Origin of the sequence: Marinagarivorans algicola, assembly GCF_001292705.1 — a bacterium.
GTDB classification, from domain to species: domain Bacteria; phylum Pseudomonadota; class Gammaproteobacteria; order Pseudomonadales; family Cellvibrionaceae; genus Marinagarivorans; species Marinagarivorans algicola.
This window is the reverse complement of the sequence record NZ_LGAK01000014.1, coordinates 102,408-125,299: the sequence shown is the minus strand read 5'-3', so window position 1 is coordinate 125,299 and position 22,892 is coordinate 102,408. Positions and strand designations below refer to the sequence as shown.

General features: G+C 47.1%; 16 protein-coding genes. 1 reads left to right on the top strand and 15 read right to left on the bottom strand.

What is annotated here, in order from left to right:
* Nucleotides 1–9: 9 nt before the first annotated feature.
* Nucleotides 10–5,964 (bottom strand): PQQ-dependent sugar dehydrogenase, encoded by a 5,955-nt coding sequence (locus tag AC438_RS06410; protein ID WP_053980414.1) that lies wholly within the window; start codon nucleotides 5,962–5,964, stop codon nucleotides 10–12.
* Nucleotides 5,965–6,851: 887 nt separating this feature from the next.
* Here AC438_RS06410 and AC438_RS06405 point away from each other — a divergent pair.
* Nucleotides 6,852–8,885 carry a hypothetical protein gene (locus tag AC438_RS06405; protein WP_156317009.1) on the top strand — a complete coding sequence of 678 codons (2,034 nt, stop codon included), beginning with the start codon at nucleotides 6,852–6,854 and terminating at the stop codon, nucleotides 8,883–8,885.
* 128 nt (nucleotides 8,886–9,013) lie between these two features.
* Here AC438_RS06405 and AC438_RS06400 read toward each other — a convergent pair whose 3' ends face one another.
* From AC438_RS06400 to AC438_RS06335, 14 genes are all read right to left on the bottom strand, one after another.
* Nucleotides 9,014–10,255, bottom strand: coding sequence for an AGE family epimerase/isomerase (locus tag AC438_RS06400; protein ID WP_053980412.1), 1,242 nt, complete (start codon nucleotides 10,253–10,255; stop codon nucleotides 9,014–9,016).
* Nucleotides 10,256–10,341: 86 nt separating this feature from the next.
* The gene (locus AC438_RS06395; RefSeq protein WP_202904717.1) at nucleotides 10,342–11,388 is read right to left on the bottom strand and encodes a glycoside hydrolase family 26 protein; all 1,047 of its coding nucleotides are present in this window, start codon (nucleotides 11,386–11,388) and stop codon (nucleotides 10,342–10,344) included.
* A gap of 348 nt (nucleotides 11,389–11,736) precedes the next feature.
* Nucleotides 11,737–12,318 carry a ribosome biogenesis factor YjgA gene (yjgA, locus tag AC438_RS06390; RefSeq protein WP_082354006.1) on the bottom strand — a complete coding sequence of 194 codons (582 nt, stop codon included), beginning with the start codon at nucleotides 12,316–12,318 and terminating at the stop codon, nucleotides 11,737–11,739.
* Between the two features lie 89 nt (nucleotides 12,319–12,407).
* A complete protein-coding gene (mgtE, locus tag AC438_RS06385) occupies nucleotides 12,408–13,763 on the bottom strand; it encodes a magnesium transporter (RefSeq protein ID WP_053980411.1) in 1,356 nt (451 codons plus the stop codon).
* A gap of 102 nt (nucleotides 13,764–13,865) precedes the next feature.
* Nucleotides 13,866–14,135 (bottom strand): HPr family phosphocarrier protein, encoded by a 270-nt coding sequence (locus AC438_RS06380; protein WP_053980410.1) that lies wholly within the window; start codon nucleotides 14,133–14,135, stop codon nucleotides 13,866–13,868.
* Between the two features lie 240 nt (nucleotides 14,136–14,375).
* A complete protein-coding gene (rapZ, locus tag AC438_RS06375) occupies nucleotides 14,376–15,251 on the bottom strand; it encodes an RNase adapter RapZ (protein ID WP_053980409.1) in 876 nt (291 codons plus the stop codon).
* A 162-nt stretch (nucleotides 15,252–15,413) separates the two neighbouring features.
* Nucleotides 15,414–15,872, bottom strand: coding sequence for a PTS sugar transporter subunit IIA (locus AC438_RS06370; RefSeq protein ID WP_053980408.1), 459 nt, complete (start codon nucleotides 15,870–15,872; stop codon nucleotides 15,414–15,416).
* Nucleotides 15,873–15,923: 51 nt separating this feature from the next.
* Nucleotides 15,924–17,453, bottom strand: coding sequence for an RNA polymerase factor sigma-54 (locus AC438_RS06365; RefSeq protein ID WP_053980407.1), 1,530 nt, complete (start codon nucleotides 17,451–17,453; stop codon nucleotides 15,924–15,926).
* A gap of 374 nt (nucleotides 17,454–17,827) precedes the next feature.
* Nucleotides 17,828–18,553, bottom strand: coding sequence for an LPS export ABC transporter ATP-binding protein (lptB, locus tag AC438_RS06360; protein ID WP_053980406.1), 726 nt, complete (start codon nucleotides 18,551–18,553; stop codon nucleotides 17,828–17,830).
* Nucleotides 18,553–19,242: a lipopolysaccharide transport periplasmic protein LptA gene (gene lptA / locus AC438_RS06355; protein WP_082354005.1), complete on the bottom strand. Its 690-nt coding sequence runs from the start codon at nucleotides 19,240–19,242 to the stop codon at nucleotides 18,553–18,555. Before lptA ends, lptB begins: the two co-directional genes overlap by 1 nt.
* Nucleotides 19,226–19,813: an LPS export ABC transporter periplasmic protein LptC gene (gene lptC, locus AC438_RS06350; protein ID WP_053980405.1), complete on the bottom strand. Its 588-nt coding sequence runs from the start codon at nucleotides 19,811–19,813 to the stop codon at nucleotides 19,226–19,228. The genes lptA and lptC overlap by 17 nt, the downstream gene beginning before the upstream one ends.
* Entirely contained in the window at nucleotides 19,810–20,433 is a 624-nt protein-coding gene (locus AC438_RS06345) for a hypothetical protein (RefSeq protein ID WP_082354004.1), read from the bottom strand. Before AC438_RS06345 ends, lptC begins: the two co-directional genes overlap by 4 nt.
* A 104-nt stretch (nucleotides 20,434–20,537) precedes the next feature.
* The gene (locus AC438_RS06340; protein ID WP_053980404.1) at nucleotides 20,538–21,509 is read right to left on the bottom strand and encodes a KpsF/GutQ family sugar-phosphate isomerase; all 972 of its coding nucleotides are present in this window, start codon (nucleotides 21,507–21,509) and stop codon (nucleotides 20,538–20,540) included.
* Nucleotides 21,510–21,712: 203 nt separating this feature from the next.
* Nucleotides 21,713–22,699, bottom strand: coding sequence for a calcium/sodium antiporter (locus AC438_RS06335; protein ID WP_082354003.1), 987 nt, complete (start codon nucleotides 22,697–22,699; stop codon nucleotides 21,713–21,715).
* Between the last annotated feature and the right edge of the window lie 193 nt (nucleotides 22,700–22,892).

Sequence of the window (22,892 nt, the reverse complement as noted above, 5' to 3'; positions counted from 1 at the left end):
TCTCCTCAATTAGCGACGTACGCCAAAGGCTTGTGAAGTGGTTAAATCAATAAGCATATCGAGCATGCCACCGCCGTTGCGCAAATCTTGGCTATAGCTACGAATTAAGAGCTCATCGCCTTCACTGCTTTCGTTACGTCCTACGGTATAGCGGTAAAATTGACGAGAAAAACATGCCTCGCCTTGGCCGCTATCGGCAATCAATGCCGCAAGCTCGGGCACCGAAAAGTAAGGGAAGCTTGTACTATCGGGATCGAGTACGGTTTCGGGTGAATACAAACTTTTAATCGAGCCTGAGTCATCGATAGGTTGCGCGGTGCCATTACCTAGGGTTTCGCTTGTACGGTATAGGCCGCTGCTATCAAAGCGCTCAAAGCCAAAGCCTACGCCGTCAATATATTGATGGCAAGTAGCGCATGCTGGGTCGGCGGTATGCCTTGAGGTAGCGTCGCGGTTACTATCGCTAGGCTCGAAGGTAATATCGAAGTTAGCAGCAGCCGGTGGCGGAAACTCCTGGCACATAATGGCTTCGCGTACATATACACCACGCTTAATGGGGGCGGGGTTTACGGTGCTGGTACGCGATGCTAAAAAGCTGCCGTGCCCTAAAAGCCCCGAGCCCGAGCGCTCATCATCTGCCGGGAAAAATGCCCGCGTCCAGTTGCCAGTAGGTGCAATACCGTAATGCGCCGCAAGCTCGCTATTGGCATAGGTGTAGTCGGCACTGAGCAAAGTATTAAACGGTGCATTATCACGAATGCCTGCCATCACAAAGCGAATGGTCTCTTCTTTAAAAGCATCAACAAGGCTAGCGCGGGTAATGGCTGGGAAGGGGTACTGATTGTTGATGAGCCAGCCCGAGGCAAACCGTCTTAGCCCTTGCTCTGAACGAGGATCGGCCAGTAAACGCCGTGTTTGCTGCTCGATATTTAAATTGCCTGCTTCAGCTGCATCGAGCAATGTTGCATCGGGTGTAGTCACCCAAAAAGTGTAGGCTAATAACGTGGCCATCTCGTAGTCGGTGAGCTCGTACAAGCCTGTGGTGCGATTCAGCTCGCCGAGTTCTGAGCGGTACATAAAGTGCGGTGACATTAAGAGCCCTTGCACCACCGTTACACCATCTTCGCGGGCATCGTATAAAGCGGCATAGCGCTGAGCTTCGGCGTTGCTTAATGGTCGGCGGAATATTTTACGGCCAAGTTGCTGCACCGTACACACTCTATTATTACCGCAACCAGAGGCTAAGCCATTAAAGCCTGTTGCAGCAATGGCAATATTCGCGATTTCGTTGGCGGCAATATCAAAGCCTAAGGTTCGGTCGTTGTCAGCTACCAAAGTTGAGGCGGTGGTGTAGTTTCTAAAAGTACCATCGGCCGGTACCGACGACATAATGGTATCGCTAAAGGCGATGCCAAAAATATCGCGTACAGAGTTGAGATATTCGGTGCGCGTGAGTAAGCGCAGATTGCGTGTATCTAAACTTGTACCCACACACTCTGACCCGCTGCATGCACTCCATTCGTCATTGAGTATCATTTTGGCAATACTAAAAGCACAGTCGCCAGGTGTTGTACCGGTACACGCGCTGGGGTTACCCAGTGGCATAAAGTTACTGATATAGCTCGAGAGCGAATCTTGTGTATAGCGGTTGCTAGTATGTAGCTGGTTAATCGCTAGCGAAACACCCCCAGAACCATCGGCACCATGACACTGTGCGCAGTTGCCGGCATACAAGGTACGCGCGGCACTGTAGTCGGTGGCATCGGCGTTAAATTTGGCCTGTAGCGAAATACCCTGTTCAGGAATGAGTACTTGAATAGATGTTTGTGAGGGGTCGCTAATTATGTAAGCTATGCCATCACCACTCCAGCCGTTAAATTGTGTACCTAAAGGAGGGGTATCAGCGGTTACCGTCACTACGCTACCCACAGCAAAATCGAGTGCGCCACTGGGTGTACTACCGGCAATAATGGCCAAACGCGAGAGCGCCGTGCTGGGTGCTAAGGGCTCCCACATACCATCTTTATATATTGATGCTTGTTTAATGCCTAGCAGGTCATCGGTTTTGTCGCCGTTGGTATTATTAAAAATAACATTCACTTCGCCATTAACCAGCACATCAGGGGCAACGGTATAGCGCCAAATACCGTCGGCATTTGGCCCCGTCATAGGAATACCCGGCCAATCGGCAACGGCCGTGACTTGCCCATTGGTTTCGGTCCATACATAAGCCGAGACTTGGGCCCAATTAGAATTAGTATTGTCGTACTGCAGCACAAAATCTTGGCGTGCTTGGGTAATGTCTAGCGTTTGGGCGACTCCTTGGTAGCGAGCGGTTACTTGGCCGTTGCCGTTGGCAATGCGGGTTACTAAGCCGGTGCTATTAACTGTTATTGCATCGGTGCCGCCGGTAACCTCCCATGTCACCTCGCCAAACAGGTTAATGTTTGAGCCGTCGTTGCGCGTACCAAAAGCGACTAATTGCTGCTGATCTACTAACGCTACAGTTGAGGGAGCTATCTTTAAGCTAGTGACTGACACATCGGAGTCGGTCACAGTAATCGACAAAGAAGCTGAGTCGCCACCGGCTTGAGCACTTAGAGTCGTCTCACCAACAGTATCGAGTGCAATAGTGAGTGTATTGCCGGTCAGCCCTGCGGTATTAATCACATTGCTGTTGCTCGATGACCAAATAATAGGGCCGGTCTTATTGGTTTGAAAGTCGTTATCTAATAAGGCCGTTACCGTCACATTTAGGGTATCGCCAAGCAAAAAGCGTGTATTGTTGCTGTTTAACGCTAAGCCGATTTGCTGCGCATCGGCGGCGTTAATCCATTGCTCAAAAAGCGCTTGTGCCTGTGGGTTGGTATGGCGAGAGCCTTTAGGCATGCGGTTGCCATCACTGGTTTGATAGATGTAAATCAAACTATTATTAGGCTCAAACGGGCGCAGGCGTGCTCTACCTGTGCTGCTGGGGTCAATCAGGCGTGTGTCGGCTAGCGGGGTATCGAAGCGCAAATCCATAAACCCACTCGAATGACAATGCGAGCAGTTAGTATCAAGGTAGGCGCGGGCGCGTTGACCGCTGCTTTGGCGCGTATCATCAATGGCGGCGTAACGGTCGTAGCTATCGGCACTGCCAATGTTATCGCTAAACAAGCCCACATAATCAAAGGCCTCTAATTGGTTATCGATGACGCCGTTATAATCAAAGTCTTTATTCCATTGGCGAGTATGCAGGGCTAAAGGCTCTTTACTGCCGCTACCGGTATGGCAGGAGCCGCAATCGGCAGAGGCTTGCACGGCACGCATACGCGGGTCTATGCCGCCATCTAAGACATCACGTGTTTGGGTGACAAGATCGGCATCAGTACCGTCTGCGTTCCAGTAATAGTTAGCGGCTTGCCAGTTACCCGTTGCCTGCTTAAATAGTACAGAGGTCGTAAAGGGCTTTTGTGTATTACCGGCGGCCTTGACACTTAAATGTTTAACGGCCACCGAGCCAACAGGCAGCGCCCAATCACCGGTTGCATCAAAGTCGATGGTGGCATCGTTAGGGATAGAGATAAAGTGCTGGGTTTGCGCGCCGTCAAACCAACCGTTGCTATTGATCTCGTATTCAATAACGCCGCTCACTGGGGTTAATGTACGCAAGTCAGAAAACAAACCTGTCGCCGATAATTTGGCTGGGATAACAGCGGCCTCTGCATCGTCGTCAACAATTTTATAAATAGTCGAATTACCACCGTACTCAACGCCATAGGTTGAGACAAACAGCTCTTCGCCGCTGAGGTCGGTACCGAACGACACGATGTTTTCGGGAAAGGCATCACTAATGAGCGCTTTGGCGTCTCCATCAACAATAGACCATATTTTTTTAGTGACATAATCACCAAAAATAAAGCGCCCTGTTAAACCCGGTAATTTGTTGCCTCGATAAACAATACCGCCAATAATTGAGAAACCTTCGGGTTGAAAGTAGCCTTCGCGCGGCGGCTCAAAATCGGTGATGCAGTTTTTAGCGGGGTCGCCGCCGAGCTCTTGGCGGTTGGTGGTACCTTCGCAGACTGGCCAACCGTAGTTTTTGCCTTTTTGAATGACATTCACTTCTTCAAAACCAGCTTGGCCTACTTCTGTTTGCCAAAGCGTGTAAGGGGCTTCTGTGTCAAACGACCAGCGCCAAGGGTTGCGGTGGCCATAGCTGTAAATTTCGGGCCGAAAGCCTGCAACGCCAATAAAAGGGTTGTCGTTAGGGACGGTGTAATATTGATTGTTCAGCGGGAATTCTAGCGGTTGAATACGAATTAATGAGCCACGTAAATTAGTCGTATCTTGCGCGCTATTGTTGGTGCGCCCATCAACATCGGGGAAGGGGGTAATGGCACTATGGCCGTAAGCACCATCGCCCACACTGAGGTACAAGTAGCCGTCTTCGGGATGAAACTGCATCATGCCGCCTTTGTGGTCGGGGCCCGGTTGCTCAATACGCAACACTTCAACATTAGAATTTTGCACAACGCGGGTTGGGTTGCTGGGGTTGTTGATTGTCCAGCGTTCTAAAATGGCATCGCCATGGTCACCGTTGGGGGCTTGCTCGTTATCATCGTTACCCTGAATGTAATAAATGTAGATAAAACCATTGGTGGCATAGTTAGGGTCAAAAGCCATGCTAAGTAGGCCTTGCTCATGGTAGTTGCGCACATTTGATTGAATATTTAATACTTCGCGCACTTCGCCTGAGGTAACGGTTTCTTTGTTAGGAAAAACAAAAATAGAGCCGGGTTTATCGACAACAAAAATCAAATCATTAATGCCGTCGGGCAAAATCATAACCGGTGATAAAAACTGCCCATCTAAATTAGGAAAGGCTTTTTCGAAACGGTAATTACCTGCTGATACGTTGCCCGAAATAGGAAACGCTAGCGGTTGTGCAAGCTCTGGCCTTTGATTCATACCATGGCCGGTATCTGCGGGGGTAACGGTTAATGTAAAGGTGTCTTGTACGGTGGTTGTGCCGTTACTGAGTGTTAAGGTCACGACATGTTGGCCGACCGTATTTAATGCCGGTGTTACAGTTGGCGAGCCTGTTAGCGCGCCGGGCCAAGCGCTACTGGTCCAGGTAGCTGAGGTGTAAGCGCCTTGTGAGCCTGCGGCCGAGAGTACAGTGTTAGCGCCTTGGGCGACACTGCGATTGTCGCCGGCTTCAGCACTGAGCGTTGGCGCTGTATCAAATCCGCATGCCGACAAGCTTACCCAAGTGTTGTCTTGGTAGCAGGCATTGCCGTTAAAGGTTAAGTCGCCCGTTTGGTTGGCGCCTTTGTTGTTAAATATGATATTGAGGCGGGTGGGCAGTGTATTGCCAGCGCCTAAGTAGGGCGTAAAATCAAAGCAGTAGTACTCACCTACAGCTGTCATGGCGCGTCCAGGCCACTGGGGTAAATTATTGAGTGAGTCTTCGGGGGTGGCCGCCCAGTAGTAAATGGTGGGCTCTGCAAAGTTTTGAGCATTATCAAAGCACAGCGTATTTGCGCCTATGGGCTCTGGCTCGGGATCAGGTTCAGAAGTGGTAAGGCTGGCTTGAATTTCTTTGGTGACATCATTAAAGGTAATGGTGTAGTCCCCTGGGCCTGTTGAAATCAAAAAGTCGGCATTAGGGTAAGCTTCGTTCCAATTATTAAAGCGTGCAATTTTGAAGCGTGGGTTATTGGTGCTAAAGGTTTGCGTGATGGTCCAAACACTGTTGGTCTCATCATAAGTCATAGGGCTGGCGCCCCAGTTGTTGGCGGTACCTCTAAAGTACGCCTCATTCCAAGTACTTGGCGCAGCCAATCCAGGAATGGGAAGTAGGCAAGCGGCAATCACAAGTGTTGAGGTGAGTTGCCGCCCCCATTTTTGAGCGGTCAATAATCGCTTTCTACCTACAAATTTGAGTAAGTTGGTAGAAAATATGAAAATACGACTCATGGCGTTTTCCTTTTTGAAAAACACTCAGGCACATGAGCGCATATTAGCGCTCCAGACCAGAGAGACATTTGAGTGAAGTAATAGACAGGCTATTACTGCTAGGCTATTACTGCTATGTGCTGTTACTGATTAGAGTTAAACAGTAACGATGAAATTTATTGATTATTGTTAAAAACTGAAAATGACTAAAAGCATACAAAAATGTTTGTATGACTGCCTTTAAAGGGTTTAGCGTTAAAGTGGATCGTGCCTTTGGCTTTGCTTAAATTATTCAGCAGTGCGCAAGGGCTTTATAGATACATCTACGCAGGCCCGCATGGTGCGAGTATGTAAAAACAGCCATTTTTTATTATTTTTAGCAGTTTTTTTATCCGTAGATACTGGGTGGCCTGTATAAAAAGTGTGATGAAGTGTGTGTCAATCACCACAATTTAGACATATCTAATGGGTTAAATATGACCGAAGTAGCAAGCCTCAGCAATATGAATACGTATTCATTAGAGGGTGTCTTTTTAACGTGCGCATAGCGATATGTTGAATTAAATACAGATATTATTACGCTTTTGGTCGGGCGGTCTTACTGCAATAAAAACAGCAATAAAGTATACGCTTATTATTGCTGACGCTAAGTCAGGTGTTTGACGGGCTGGTATTGAAAGTGAATACAGTGATTAATGATGATCATGAATTCAGAGATGGTGAGGTAGCGCACACTTAGTGTTATTTTTAAGCTCGCATTTACATGCCAGTATTGTAATATGAATGGGCATATTTGCGACAGATTGAGGTAATTTGTGTCATATTGTCGATCCCTCTTTAATGAATAACATCTGTCTTTCTTAGGTCGAATAATTCTAAAAATACTTTTTAGAGGGGTTAATAGCGGAATGATGTCATTTTTATCATCACAGCGTATATCGGTAGGTGTTTGTTCTTTGGTTTTACTCTCGGCGTGTGGTGGTGGTGGCGGTAGTAATACCCCCAATAGCACCTCAACAACATCAGATACGGGCACTGCCAGTAGCACCGTGAGTACCGGCGCCAGCAGTAGTCGTTCAGCCGCTAATAGTAGCTCAGCTGCTAATAGCAGTGTCAGTGTTGATAACAATATGGGAACCGCGAGCAGTGTGAGCAATACGGCTAATTTCTCGATAAATGAATTGGTCGACCCCAATCCTAGTGCGCTGGTGGAATACGGTCATGAGGTGGCGGTACTGGCCAATGGTAATATTGTTGTTGCTAAGCCTGATGATGATGCCAATGGTCTCAAAAGAGCTGGTTCTGTCCATTTGTATGACGCTAGTACGCAAAATATTATAGCGACGATTAATGGCGATGATGATGATGACTTTTTGGGTAGCAATGGCATTTATGCATTACCCAATGGCAATTTTATTATTGCATCGGTAAGCGATAATACTCCAAGTGATTCCTCTGTGGGATCGGTTAAATTAATTAATGGCGTTACAGGCATACAAATAAGCGTATTTGAAGGCGTGAAGACTTCGGATCAAATGGGTGATGCGGGTATTGTCGTTTTTGAAAATAATAACTTTGCGATTGCATCCCGTAGCTTTAACCCCGCCGGTGTCAGTGGCGCAGGTTCGGTTATCTTGGTTAATGGCGATAGCGGTTTGCAGGTAGGCAGTACGATTTCAGGAGAAAGCGTCGAGGCGTTTAGTCAAATTGATGTTTTATCACTCGGTAATGGCAAGTTTGTTGTTGTCTCGCCAATGAGTGATGCGGTCGGCCTTGAGAATGCTGGCGCTATTCGCTTATTTGATGAAACAACAGGTGATCAAGTCGGTAGCACGTTGATGGGGAATGCGGCTAATTATCAACTGGGTAGCGAATCTACTCGGGTATTAAGTCACGGTCATTTTGTGGTTCATTCTAGGAGTGCTGATCACCCAAGTTCTATTCGATTAATTAATGGTGAAAATAATACACAAATAGGCGATGCGCTTATTGAGCCTTCACTGAGTGTGTTATCGCGCAATGTGATTACTCCGTTAAATAATGGCCATTATGTATTGCTAACCCCGCTTGATAATACCAACACCAATATCGAAGACTCAGGTTCTATCAAATTAATTAATGGCACAACAAACCAAGTTATTGGTGATGCGATGACCGGTGGGCAGCCTAAAGACTTCTTTGGCAATGGCGGTATTGCCGCTTTAGCGACCAATAATTATGTGGTGGTCTCTTCTGGTGTCGATGCTGGTGGCATAGAAAATGTAGGCGCCTTGCAGTTGGTTAATGGGGCAACAGGTGAACGTATTGGTATGCCGGTACTGGGTGATGATAAAGATGATTTTGAGCGCGTGATATTAACCACATTGGCTAATGGTAACTTTGTGCTTACCGCCTCGAGAGACGATGTAGAGGGGATTGAAAATGCAGGTTCGATTACTTTATTTGATGGCACAACAGGCGCAGTGATTGGGCAGCCCACAACAGGAAAAAACACAAACGCGCAATTGGGTAACAGAGGCGTTATTGCACTGAGTAATAATAATGTTGCTGTTGTTTCGTCGCTTGAGGTGTTTGGTAATGAGGCTGTAGGCTCGGTTCGATTACTCGATGGTGCAACAGGCTTGTGGGTCGGCGCCCCGACAGTGGGTAAAACGGTCGAAGATTTTGCTTCAACCTCTATTACTGAGCTGAGTGGTAATCGCTTAATGATTGCTGCTTCGTCATATGATGTTGCAGGTACGGTTGATGCGGGTGCATTTATTACATTGCAAACCAATACGTCGCATACGATTGGCGATCCTATTGTTGGTAGTGAGCGCGATGAATTTAGACAGTCAACGGTGAATGAGGCCGCTGATGGTCGCTTTTATGTATTAACCTCGCCCAATGCCAAAAATCATGGTATCGATTCTGCGGGTAAAATACTGGTTGTCACTCCCTAAAAAAGCCGTCAGTCTGCGTGTGTTTAACACGCTATTTATTGGCGATGATTAAAAAAACGGCAGCGCGTATAAAGCACTGCCGTTTTTTTTACATTATATATTACTGGGTCACTTTGAGTGTGAAAGGGTTAGTGTTGTGTATGCGTTGCACGTTGGTATAGCTCTAGCAAGGCTCGGCCATTATGATAAGGCCCTTTCCAAAAACCGACCTTGTATTCTTTGTAGTTTGCGTGTTGATCTTTTTGGGCCATTGAATGCCACTCACCTTTTACGTTGTCAACAATTTGATCTTTAATAAACGCCCAAACTGTATGGGCTGTTGTTGCAAAGCGGGAATCACCGGTTAATTGATAAGCATTAGTAAAGCCAACCAGCGCCTCGGCCTGTACCCACCAAATGCGCTCGGGAATATCTTTGCATTGTGCAATATTATGCATGTCCATAACCGAGCCATCTTGATTAAGCCCTGCCTGCATACAGGTTGTGGCCAGCTTTACAGTTATCGGTTTATATTTTTTCAGAATTGAGGGGTCTTCTAAGGCCTCGGCGGCCTCCCACACTAACCAGCTGCTTTCGATATCGTGACCATAAGAAAAGTGCGTAGACTCATCTTGCCAGTCAATACTTTGAAACATTTTAAAATGACCTGTGTCATCATTATAAAAACGATCGACATAACAGGCTAATAAGCGGGTGAGGGCAATTTTTAATGCGCTATTTTTATGTGCACTGAAAAGGCCTGTGTAAGCCTCTAATACATGCAGGTGTGTATTCATGGTTTTAGCGCTATTGAGATCTTTGTTGCTTAATCGCAGATCTTCTAATGGCCCCCAGGTTTGCGAGAGTGCCTCGTGATAGCCACCATGAATCGTATCGAGGCTGTGTTGCTCGATTAACGAAAATAAAACCATTGCTTGCTCTAAAGCTGCTGAGTTGTGAGTCAGTGTGTAATAGGCGGCAAAGGCATAAATCGCAAAGCTTTGTGCATAGACTTGTTTACGGCCATTAATAAGTTTACCGTAGCAATCGAGTTCCCAAAAAACACCGCCATATTCTTTATCAATAAAATGCTGACAAATAAATTGAAATAAGACAGTTGCTGCGGCTTCGAGTTTTTGTGAATGTACGGCATCAATGTGCTGATAGGTTTTTGCGCTTTCGCTAAAAAACCATAACATGCGGGTGGTTAAAATGATGCCTTTATTGGCTTTGGGATTAGCGATACCGTCGTGTGATACTTCGCCAACAAAGGTGTATTTGTCGTCGGTTAAGGTGTGCTCTAACCACCACTGGCTCAGTGTTTTTAAGTGTGCTTCTATTTCTTGTGGGTTAATCAAGCTGTTGGTTGTGGGTGATGATGTTTGTAACATAAATTTTTGGCCCAAAAAAAATGGACTACCGCAAATATAAAGTAGCCCATTGATATTGTTATTAAGATAATATCTCAAAAGATCATTTATTTAAGAATAGGCTGATGCAGTCGCACGGCTTTTGGGGCGTTAACCCATGGCAGCTCATGTAGGCCGGTGGATTTTTTGTAATTAAATAACTGCTTTAGCGAGTCATTATCGTTCCAAAAAAAGTTATCAGGGTCACGCCAGCTCATAAACCACGCCCATTGAGGCTGCTGGTTAAGCATGTCGGTGGTGGGTAACTTGCCAATTTCACCTAAGCCAATAGGGCGGCCTTCGGCTAATGCCACCATTTGATCGTAATTGTTTTTATTGTATTGTCCGCTGTATACATCGGTGGCTAATACATCAACCACATCATGGCCCGGATAAAAAAGTTTGTAATCGGGAACGTTTTCTTTGACTTCGTTAGCATTCCAAACCCAAATAAGGTTATCTAATTGGTGAAAGTTGACCAAGCGATCAAACAGCATACGCCAAAGTTTGGCATAGCCTTCTGGGCCTTGTCGTTTACCCCACCAAAACCAAAAGCCATTCATTTCGTGGTATGGGCGCCATAGGACGGGGACTTTGGCATATTTTAACTGTTTAAGATGCCAAGCAATAACATCGACTTGTGATTTCCAGCGTTCATTCAAATGCGTACCTGGCGTGAGCAGTTCTTGCCATTGTTGATCGGTGAGTTTGGCTTGAACAGAATTTTCAAAGGTTTGTGGCTCATCGTGTATAGGGGCTACGGCATGCCACATTAAAGTAATAATAAAGCCTTGGTCGTGACGGCGGATGGCTTCATCTACAATATTTTGACGAAAGTTAATGCCATCCCAAGAGCCCGGTTCACTAAACCCAAAGTCTTGTCCAAAAATGGCTGGGTACTCGCCAACTTGCTTATGTAAACCCATTAAGCGGTTTGAACCATTCAGTGGCGCATTGTGTTGACCGGTGAGAATCTGTTTGCCAGATATTGTGTATAAGTAGCTTAATAGCGCCTTGGCTTCTTTAGAGGCATTGGGTGTGACGGTTGTAAAGTCACGGGCACTCGCAGACATGCTGAGCGATAGCGTGAAAATCAGCCCAAATAGTAGTTTCATTATTTTTATACTCCATTTTTTAAAAGCCAGCCGATCATAGGGTTGAGCGGCTTCAGCTTTACTGAATGTGTTTACTGATAGTGTATTTAAGTGACTAACAGCACGCTCAGGTTAGCGTATTTGGCTCTATAGGTCTATTTGACTTTTAGGGCTGGCGGGTCAGATAAAACTAAATTTAAAGCCAAGCTAACAAGATCAGTGAAAAGAGTTAGTGTAAAAAGAGGATTTAGCCGATTTGGGTTTAACAGACAGGGACTGAATTGTAGCGGTCAATAAAAGTTGAGGGCTAAGGCAAAAACACGAACGCTTAGCGCGCTCTGCCATGCATCGCCCCTTATTTGGCGGCATTTATGTATTAAGAGATTTTAACGTTTCGCGTAATAGGCGGAATAGTTTACGCGCGCTTGTGGGGGTCTTGTTTTTGGCGCGTTCGGCTTGAGCGTTTTTGCTTAGCTGCCTGATTTGCTGGCGGTCGGCATGTGGGTAGGCGTTAAAAAAGTCGGCGAGCGCCTCTTTATCGTTGCTGTCTAGTAAACGGTCACGCCAGCTCTCGACGATGTGTAATTGACGTGCATCGTTTTGCTGCTCATCGACGATGGCCTGATAAGCTTCACTAATCGCTTCGTGTTCGGCGGCGCGCATTAACTTACCGATAAACTGCATATGACGCTTCTTAGCGCCATTTTTGGTAATGCGACGCGTTTCTAGAATGGTCGATAGGAGTGGCTCTTCAAGAGGAATGCGCGCGAGCAAATCGTCTTTAAGCTCAGTGAGCGCTTCCCCCAGCTCTTGGAGTGCGAGGCATTCTTTTTTAACGGCCGTTTTGCTGATGATCTCTTCTTCGGGTTCGGTATAGCCATGAATAAAAGGCGTTTGTCGCTTATCGTCTTTGATGGGCTTATCTTTTTTAGGGGTTTTGTCGTGACTCATGGGTAAACCTGTTGTGGCCGTAGCCTAGTCTATTCAATATATATTAAAGCAAAAATGTTCTTGGTTTTTTGTCTTGGTGCTGAGTATGGCTAGGCATAAAAAAGAGTAGCCAAACCTAAAAAGGCAAAAAAACCAACAACATCGGTAATGGTTGTTAGGGTGACACCACCGGCGAGTGCGGGGTCTATGCGTAAATTTTTGAGCCCTATGGGTAAAAGGGCGCCGGCAAAGGCTGCGGTGATAAGGTTAATCACCATGGCGGTGGCAATAATAAACGAGATTCGCCAGTCGCTAAACCACAGTCCTGCAATAGCGGCCATAATGAGCGCCCATAGCACGCCATTAAGGAAGCCTACACGCACCTCGCGGCTGAGTAGCCAGCCTAGGTTACTGCGACTAATGTGCCCAAGAGCCATACCGCGAATAACCACAGTGAGTGTTTGTGAGCCTGCAACACCGCCCATGCTCGCAACAATAGGCATCAAGACAGCCAGTGCCACCACTTTATCAATGGTGCCTTGAAATAGGTTAATGACACTTGATGCCAGTAGTGCAGTTAATAGGTTAATACCCAGCCATAGTGCACGCCTTGGGGTGGTTTTGGCGGTGGTGGCAAAGGTGTCTTCCTCTTCATCGAGGCCTGCAGCGCCCATAAATGAGTGATCGGCGGTTTCGCGTATCACGTCAACGACATCATCAATAGTGATGCGGCCAATGAGTTTGCCTTGTTCATTCACCACCGGTGCTGAGACCCAATCGTTTTGCTCAAATAATTTAGCGACTTCGGTATCGGGCATATCCGCTGGAATAGGATCGGCTTCGGTCAGCATCACCTCGCGCACCGTGGTATCGCCCGCTTGCGTGAGTAGCGTTGATAAGGGTAATAAGCCTAAGTACATATCTTTTTTATTCACGACGATTAGGCTATCGGTCGACGGTGGTAATTCATCGTGGCGGCGCAAGTAGCGCAGTACAACATCGAGTGTAAATTTAGGCCTAACGGTAATAGTATCGGTATTGGTTAACCCTCCTGCGGTATTCTCAGGGTAGGCCAGTACTGTGGTGACACGCTCGCGGTCTTGGTCGCTCATGGCTTCTAAAACTTGCTGCGTAATCTGATCTGGCAGGTTTTGCAAAATATCGACGATATCATCTGTTTCAATGACTTCGGTCAATTCAACGAGGTCTGCCGTATTCATTTCGGCCAAGTAGTGAGCTTGGATATCTTCGGGGAGCTCTTCGAGTAGCTCGGCACGTGTTTTTTTGCCAATCAATTCCCACACAATTTTGCGCGTTGGTGGAGGGGATGACTCAATAACACGGGCTAGTTGAACAGGGCTAAGCACACGAATGGATTGCTTGACCTGCTTAAGGGCGCCAGTTTGCAGCAAGTTATGGATGTGCCCGACGTGTTTTTCGGCACTGTGTTGATGATTGGTGGGCATATTACAGCTCTGTAAGGCTATTGTTAGCCGCGATGGCAGTTCATCCTGCTGGGATGTACTCGGTAAATGCGCGGCCACTAAGAGTAAAGGCGAGAGATAGCTTTATTCACTTTCATCAAATCGATTATTAATTAAAGCAACGACAGCTTTTACCGCGTCTTCGGCATCGTTACCTTCTGCGCGAATACTAATGGGTGTGCCTTTGCAAGCGGCTAACAACATCAGTGACATAATACTTTTGGCATCAATACTTTTACCGTTACAACTGACCCACACTTTGCTGCCAAATTGGCTGGCGGTATTGGCAAGTTTACTGGCGGCACGGGCATGAAGGCCGAGCTTATTGCAAATGGTTGTCGTGAGTTCGCTCATACAGGGCCTTAACTGGGCTTGGGTGGATATCTTTGTGACTCGATACAATTCACTACATTGGTGGTGCTAGAGTGGGTGGCTGATACTGTGGGTGTTTCGTATTGTTTGGGTCATGTCATAGGGTTTTTGGGCCTAGGTTTTAAGTTCTAAGTTCTAAATGTTAGATTGTTGTAAATGTTAGATTGACGTATCGCTTTATATTGTGAAGCTGGGGATGGGTCAATCGGGTTTTGAGTCGAGTTAATGTATGGGCTCGGCTTGGCCGGCGAGTTGGCGATGGCGTACTTGTACATTGGAATAGTGGCTTTTGAACAGGCGTGTGAGTTGCTCTGCAATAAAAACCGAGCGGTGCATGCCGCCGGTGCATCCAATAGCTACGGTAAAGTAGCTACGGTTATTGGCCTGAAAAGCCGGTAGCCATTTACTAATAAAAGCAGCGATATCATCGATCATACTCATGACTTCGGGTTGCTCGGTTAAAAAAGCTTGCACTGGCGCTTCGAGCCCGGTGTGGCTGCGCAACTCGGGCTTCCAAAACGGATTGGGCAGGCAGCGAACATCAAAAACAAAATCAGCATCGACAGGCATGCCGTATTTAAACCCAAAGGACTCAAAACTGAGTGCCGCTGTTGTGCGGGTTTCGCCGACAATTTTTTTGCGGATAACGCTACGCAGCTCATGCAGTGTTAGTGTGCTGGTGTCGAGTGTGACGTCGGCGAGATTGGCAACGGGCTCTAAAATACTGCGCTCGTTGTCAATGGCTTGCTTTAGGCCGACGCTGTTGTCAGACAGCGGATGCTTGCGACGGGTTTCGCTAAAGCGTTTGAGCAATACGGTATTACTCGCATCCAAAAAAATGGTAGTAAATTGCGAAGACTCTAAATTGCAGGCTTTAATAATACTGGGGTATCGGCTTAGATCTCCACCGATATTGCGTGCGTCAATTCCAACGGCGAGTTTTAAGTCACCTTTATCGGCGGCTTTCATTTGCCCGATAAGTGCCGGTAATAGGCTCACGGGGAGGTTGTCTATGCAGGTATAGCCGCAGTCTTCTAATAGTTGAAGCGCCGTTGATTTCCCAGAGCCTGAGCGACCGCTGACAACAATAAATTGCACGTTAACCTCCTGATGAGCTTATTGCTCGTGATGATAGATACCTTCAAGTCTGTCTCGTTGATACGAGTGCGTTGTAACATGTTGTCACTTCAGCCAAGCATAGAGCATTTTAGGTGCTTAGTGTTTTGATCTGTAGCGGTTTAAATCCTAGCGTTTTAACGGCTAGTTTACAAAAGGTTTTGTGGCTGCATCAAATAAATCGTGTGATGTTTGTGCTTGCCGCAAGGTATTGGGGTATTGTTTAATTTGTAGAGCCTCGGCGAGTGCGGCTAAATTTTGTAAGTGGTCATTATCGGCATCTTCTGGAACGAGCATGGCAAAAATAACATCGACAGGCTGATTGTCGACGGCTTCGAAATCAATAGCTTGCTCTAGCGTCATGACAGCACAAATTGAGGCTCCGCCGGTAGCAAAGCGGCAATGCGGTATGGCAATGCCTGCACCAATACCGGTAGAGCCTAAGCGTTCACGGTTAATAAGCTGGCTGAATAAGTCTTCAGCGTTAAGGGTGGGCACGCTGCTGGCTATTAACTCAGCCAGTGCTTCTAGCGCCCGCTTTTTACTGGTGCATGGCATGTGGCAGGCAACACGATTAGCTGAGAGCATTTTATCTAAGGGCATAAACAACCTAATGGCAAACTTGCGAGCGTTTAATGTGCTCAAAGGCGGGCATTATACAAGTTGTTTGCGCTCATTTGAGGGGGGAATCTGTAAAGATTCACGATATTTTGCAATCGTACGGCGTGCGACTTTAATTCCTTGCTCTGCCAGCAAGTCTGTGATCTTTGAGTCACTCAGTGGTTTACGGGTATTCTCGGCAGCCACAAGCTTTTTGATAATAGCGCGAATGGCGGTAGATGAGCACTCACCACCAGATTCTGTAGCCACGTGGCTTGAAAAAAAATACTTTAATTCAAAAATGCCTTGCGGTGTATGCATAAATTTTTGTGTGGTCACACGGGATATTGTGGATTCATGCATTTCGACCATTTCAGCTACATCATGAAGTACCATCGGTTTCATAGCTTCGGGGCCGTGATCTAAAAAGCCTTGTTGGCGCTCTACAATACATGTAGCTACTTTTAAGAGTGTTTCGTTGCGGCTTTGCAAGCTTTTTAAAAACCATCGCGCCTCTTGCAGGTTGTCTTTGAGGTAGGTGTTATCGCTGCTGCTATCGGCACGTTTAACCATAGAGGCATAGCCGGAGTTGATTTGCAGTTTGGGGGCGATTTCGGGGTTGAGGCTCACTTGCCAGCGGCCATTACTTTTGCTGACGAAGACATCGGGTACAACGTATTGGGTATCGGAGGGGCTAATAAAATCGCCAGGCTTAGGATTGAGTGTTTGAATGAGTGCGATGGCTTCTTGGAGTTCGGGTTCTTTGACTCTGAGTTTGCGCATTAATTGCTTGAAATCACGGTTGCCCAATAGCGGTAAGTAATCTGCGATTAAAGCTCTAGCGGTTTTAAACCCTGGCGTTTCATGCGGTAATTGTCGCAATTGTAAGTCGAGGCATTCGCTAATATTGCGACACGCCACACCAGCGGGGTCAAATTGTTGTACCCGGTGAAGCACGGCAACTACTTCATCTTCTTCAAGTTCTGGGTAGCTGTTTAGCATGCCTTCGTAAATATCATCGAGGCTTTGGCTGAGCATACCGCTGGGCTCCACAGCATCAATAATGGCTGTTGCAATGTCGTTATCGATTGGGCTCATAGGGGTTAAATTCAGCTGCCACATTAAATGATCTTGGAGGGTTTCGGTGCTGGCATTGCGTGAGTCGTAGTCGAAGTCATCGTTTTCTGGCCGGGATAAGCCAGAGCCTGAACTAGTGGGGTAAATTTCATCCCAGCTGGTATCAACGGCTAAATCGCTGGGAATATTCTCGTTCCAGTCATCGCTTGCGGTTTGCTCGTTGGCATCATTGGTATTTTCGGGCGCGCTTTCGGCGCTATGGGTATTGGAGGCATCGGTATTAAGCGCCTCTTTGGTGGGCTCGGCTTGTGAGTTGGCTTGCTCTGGCGTGTCGAGATTCGCTAAGCTGCTATCTTCTGTGGCTTCGAGCATGGGGTTGTTTTCAAGGGCTTCTTGAATTTCATTTTGTAAGTCTAATGTGGAAAGTTGCAACAGGCGAATAGCTTGTTGCAACTGAGGTGTCATGGTGAGTTGCGTGCCGATTTTAAGTTGCAAAGAGTGCTTCATGAAATACCTGATTTGCCAAGGGTTGGCCCAATAGTGGTTGGCCCAATAGTGCACCGGATAAGCGTATCGCGAGCAATATTATTCAGCGCAATATTTTTTGGACATCTTAGTATGATTGTAGTCATCCTAGGCGTGCTCTGCAATGGTTGGCAAAAGCAAACTTTAGGCCATCTCTAAGAAATGGAGAGGTGACTCACGGAAATAGCATGTTATGGCCCTTGGGTAGACTATCAGTCAGTATGCAAAGCGCAAGGACGCGCAATTGTACGGGCATACGATGATCTATAGGGGCAAAAGTGTAATAGGGGCAGGCGCACATCCTTGTGTGCTTAAAGTGACATGGTTGTTTATCGTATTCAAGGTGCGCTAGTGTATTAGAGTTTAAAGTCTTGGCCTAAATAAACTTCTTTGACTTTTTGGTTTTGCAGCACCGTCTGTGGTGAGCCCGATGCAATAATGTGACCCTCACCCACGATATACGCTTGTTCACAAATATCGAGCGTTTCGCGCACATTATGATCGGTGATGAGTACGCCAATCCCACGATCGCGCAGGTGCGATACAATGTGTTTAATGTCGGAGACCGAGATGGGGTCAACACCAGCAAAAGGTTCATCCAGTAAAATAAATTCAGGGTTTGCCGCGAGTGCACGCGCGATTTCGACACGCCGGCGCTCGCCTCCTGATAACGCCATGCCTAAGCTGTCTTTGATATGAGGAATATGAAACTCCTCGATAAGCTTGTTAGTCTCGCTAATGCGATCTTTACGTTTGAGGTCTTTACGAGTTTCTAGTATGGCTAAGATATTTTCGGTGACGGTGAGTTTGCGAAATACGGAGGCCTCTTGTGGCAGGTAGCCTAGGCCCAAGCGCGCGCGCTCATGCATGGGCTTGCGAGTGACATCTTGCCCATTGATAAAGACCTGTCCTTTGTCGGCGCGCACAATACCCGCAATCATATAAAAACACGTTGTTTTGCCTGCGCCATTGGGGCCGAGCAAGCCGACAATTTGGTGGGTATCTACTTGCATAGATACATCATGCACAATACTGCGCGCGCCATAGCTTTTGGCGAGATTTTTAGCTTCGAGAGTAGCCATTACTGTTCAGACTCTTGGTTTGTGACGCTAAGGCCGGGCTGAGTGTTGGCCTCGGTAGGCTTCAGGCTGGGTTTCATATTAGATGGAATATTGGGCTTAGGTGCAGGAGCGGGTTGTGGCATATTAGGCCTAACTTGCGCACGATCAAGTGGGTCTTTTTCATTAGATTGTAATGCTTTAGGCGGAATCACCATGCGTACGCGTTGATTTTGTTTGGCATCACTACCGGCTTTAACCACCGATCGACGCACATCGTATTCTATGGTGTTGCCTGATAGGCTTGTACCCTCTTGTTGTAGCGAAGCGCCCTCTAATAAGCGCAGTGTTTCTTTGTCAATTTGATACTCTAATATATTGGCGCGAGCGACCACCTTGCCTTCGGTATCGTTAGGCTTTTGCTGATAGGCGGCAGGCTTGCCGCGGGCAATGATTTTTGTGACTTTGTCTTTGGTATTATAAATAACAATTTTATCAGCATTAATGCGCATCGAGCCTTGAGCCATTTCTACATTACCGGCATAAGTGGTGGTGCCTGCGAGCTCATCGCGCTCAGCGGTGTTGGCATCAATGGTAATCGGTTGGTTGCGGTCACTTTGTAAGCTCAGTGCTGGTATGCTGAAACTTAAAGCGCTAAAGCTTAGCGTTGTGGCTAAAAATATACGCGCTTTAGAGCTATTGAATAGGGTCATGTTTGCCTCTGACATTGGCGAGTAGTTTAATGCGTTGGGTTACCATATCGACTTCTAAACCGTCGGCGTCGACGGTGCCGTTGGGCCCCTCAATGTGAACATGAGCGGCGGTTGCAATGCGTTTTTGCATGGGGTATATGTCAATGGTTTGCGTGGTCAGTTCCATAGTGCCGTTGTTATCTATATCGGCTGATTGCCACACCTTGACATCATCCCAAAGTGTCAACTTCTCACCTTGAGCCATCACTTTGCCTTGTTTGGCGGTAAGATGCCAGGGGGTGGAGTCGCCATAAATAGTGAGTTTTGGCGCGGTGATAAGCATGTAGTCTTGCGCTGAAGAGCTTTGCATATCGGCCCTGAAGTGTTTAAGCGTTACCGCATCAAACTCGTAAGTGAGCAGGCCTTCTTCATTAAAGTGGCTGGTGCGGGCATCATGAAGCACCGCATAAGGAAAGCGTTCAAAGGGCGAGGCTTGTTGCTCGGGCAATAAAATGTTGGGGTTGCTTTCCCAGAGTAAAATCATGGCGCCTGTAATCGTGCAGATTAATGCAATATAAAGCCAGTTTTTCACGTGTTGCGACCTGTGCTTGGGCTGGTTGTTGTGCGCGCTGGAGTGTGCGCGGTGTTAGTTTGAGCGGGTACCGTGGCGGTGTAAAAGTCGATAATATCTTGGTATTTTTCTTGGGCGAGTAAAAGGGCATCACAAGCTTCGCGTACAGCACCTTGGCCGCCTTGACGGCTGCTTTGCCAGTGCGCGCGGTTGCGCACTTCGATATGACCATTGGGTACGCTTAAGGCTAGACCTACTTGTGTCATAATTAAAAGATCAGGTAGATCGTCTCCCATATGGGCAATATGCTCCATGGCCGGTGGTGTTGGCAAAGTGGCGAGTAGCTCTTGCAGGGCAGTGTATTTATCTTCGCGGCCTTGAGCCACTAAACTGATGCCCAAGTCGGCACAGCGTTTAGCAACAATAGTGCTTTTGCGACCCGTAATAACAGCAACATGAATACCGGCACGCAATAGCAAGCGAATACCCTGGCCGTCGAGGGTATGAAAACTCTTGAGTTCTTCGCCGCTTTCGCTAAAAGTAATACGGCCATCACTTAAAATACCATCGACATCAAGGACCAATAAGCGGATATTTTTGGCTTTTAATAGAGCAGCATTATTGAAGGTATTACTGGTCATGAAGTGACAACCTGTGAGCAAGTGAATGTGAAGGTGCGCAAGATACTAGTAATTAATGGTTAAGCAAGCAATGGATGAATCAAGCGGTGAATAAATATAAGGATTTACACCAGCCCTGCACGCAGCAAGTCATGTAGGTGTAGAACGCCTTCAATATGATTTTGCCGATCAGCGACAACCAAGGTGGTGATTTTACGGGCCTCCATATTCTCTAGTGCCTCAATGGCGAGGGTATCGGCACTAACTGTTTGTGGTTGATGGGTCATAAACTCCCCGATACAGGCATGGGTAATTGTGGCGCCTTTGTCTAGTACACGGCGCAAGTCTCCATCGGTAAAAACCCCCAGCAGTGTATGTTTGTCATCGATAACGGTGGTCATGCCGAGCCCTTTTTGGCTCATAAGTGCGAGCGTTTTACTTACTGATGTCTCGGGTGTAACCGCAGGTATGTCACCATTACTGCGCATAACATCGCTGACTTTTAAGAGCAAGCGCCTACCGAGTGTACCGCTGGGGTGGGTGCGTGCAAAATCATCGCGTGTAAATTGGCGTGCCTCTAGTAAGGCAATGGCTAAAGCATCACCTATCGCAAGGGCGGCGGTTGTGCTGGCGGTAGGCGATAAATTATGTGGGCACGCTTCTTGATTAACGGTCGCATTGAGTACGACATCGGCGCCTTGTGCGAGCGCCGATTGGGTATTGCCCACCAGTGCAATAATTTTAGTGCCTTGGCGTTTGAGTGCCGGCAGTAATGTAAGAATTTCGCTCGAGTTACCTGAATTAGATAATGTGAGTACAATGTCGTTGGCTGTAATCATGCCAAGATCACCGTGTCCCGCCTCAACGGGGTGCACGAAAAATGCTGGTGTGCCAGTACTGGCTAAAGTGGCGGCAATTTTTTTACCGATATGACCTGATTTTCCGACACCGAGCACAATCGTGTGACCTTTCACAGCCATCATCAAATGACAGGCAGCGGCAAACTGCGCATCGATTTGTTCATGCAGTTGAGTGAGGGCGTCGCGCTCTATGGCGACAGTGCGCTTACCGGCGGCAATCAATGACTGATCGGTCATATGTAATCCTGTTGTTGTGCAACCTTTTAGCAAGGCTTAGTCTGTTAAAAGGCTTAGTCTGTTAAAGCGATGGTCAGTAAAAGACTCTATACGATTTCAAGCGGCCGCAGGTATGTGACCGCTATTGAGGTGATGACTGGACTGTTTAGTGACTTACATGATGCACTTTCAGTGATGTGGGTGAATTACCGCCCCTGTTAGTACTAAGCAATAGCTTTATACAGTAAACCATAATAACCCACATAAAGGGTTAATAGCACAATCCCAAACGGCCATCCAATGCCGGCCTTGTCTTTGTTTTTGTTGAACCAGTAAGTGGCGACCATACCAAAGGCTAGTAGCGCTGTTAAACCTGCCATAGCGACATAGTCACGGGTAAATGCGGCGGGGTCAATGGTTGTGGTTGCAATGAGACCCGGTACCGCCATAACAGCTAAAAGGTTAAATATATTCGACCCAATCACATTGCCTAAAGCAATATCATAGTGTCCTTTAATGGCACTCATTACGGATGCTGCCAGTTCAGGTAGGCTCGTGCCAATAGCAATCACGGTGAGGCCGATAATTAAAGGGCTCACGCCAAAAGCCAAGGCGGTCGTTTCGGCACCGTAAACCAGCAATTCGGCACTCCCGATGAGTACGGCTAAGCCGACTAAAAACCATACTGCCGCTTGGCCCTTAGTCATGTCAGGAATATCCTCTTCTTCGGCGCTTACTTCAGCGGGGGTAATACTGCGTGTTTTCATGCGAATAATAAAAAGCATGACAGGCACCAATAAGCCGGCCAGTATAAATCCGTCTACCGCTGTAAGTTTAGCATCGTAAAGTACAAAGCCTGCCACGGCGGTTACTAGCAATAAAACGGGTAGTTCGCAGGTAAATAGATGTTTTTGGATAGGGAGACGAGCAATTAAAGCCGTCGCGCCTAATACCATACCCATATTGGCCAGATTAGAACCAAGTGCATTGCCCACTGCCAAGTCACCGGCACCTTTTAATGCAGCACTGATCGACACCATGATTTCGGGGGCCGAAGTACCCAGTGATACTATGGTTAAGCCAATCATTAATGGGGCTAGGCCGGCGAGTTTTGCAATAGCGGCGCTGGCTCCTACGAAGCGATCGGCACTCCACACAAGACCGATAAAACCGGCGATAATTGCAAGGGCGGCGGGTAGTAACTCTGGCACAAGGAAATCCTCTAGTCGGTAAATATAGCGCTACAAAAAAGTGGCTATAAAGAATAGGCGCACATGGTACTGATGCATGGCGAGCTTGTCAGTAAACAACTGGTATACGATATGTTCTTATTTTTGGCATTCAAGTCTTTGTGTGCGTTTATTTTGAGCCAATCCTTCTATCAGGCGTCATATGTCTATTTAT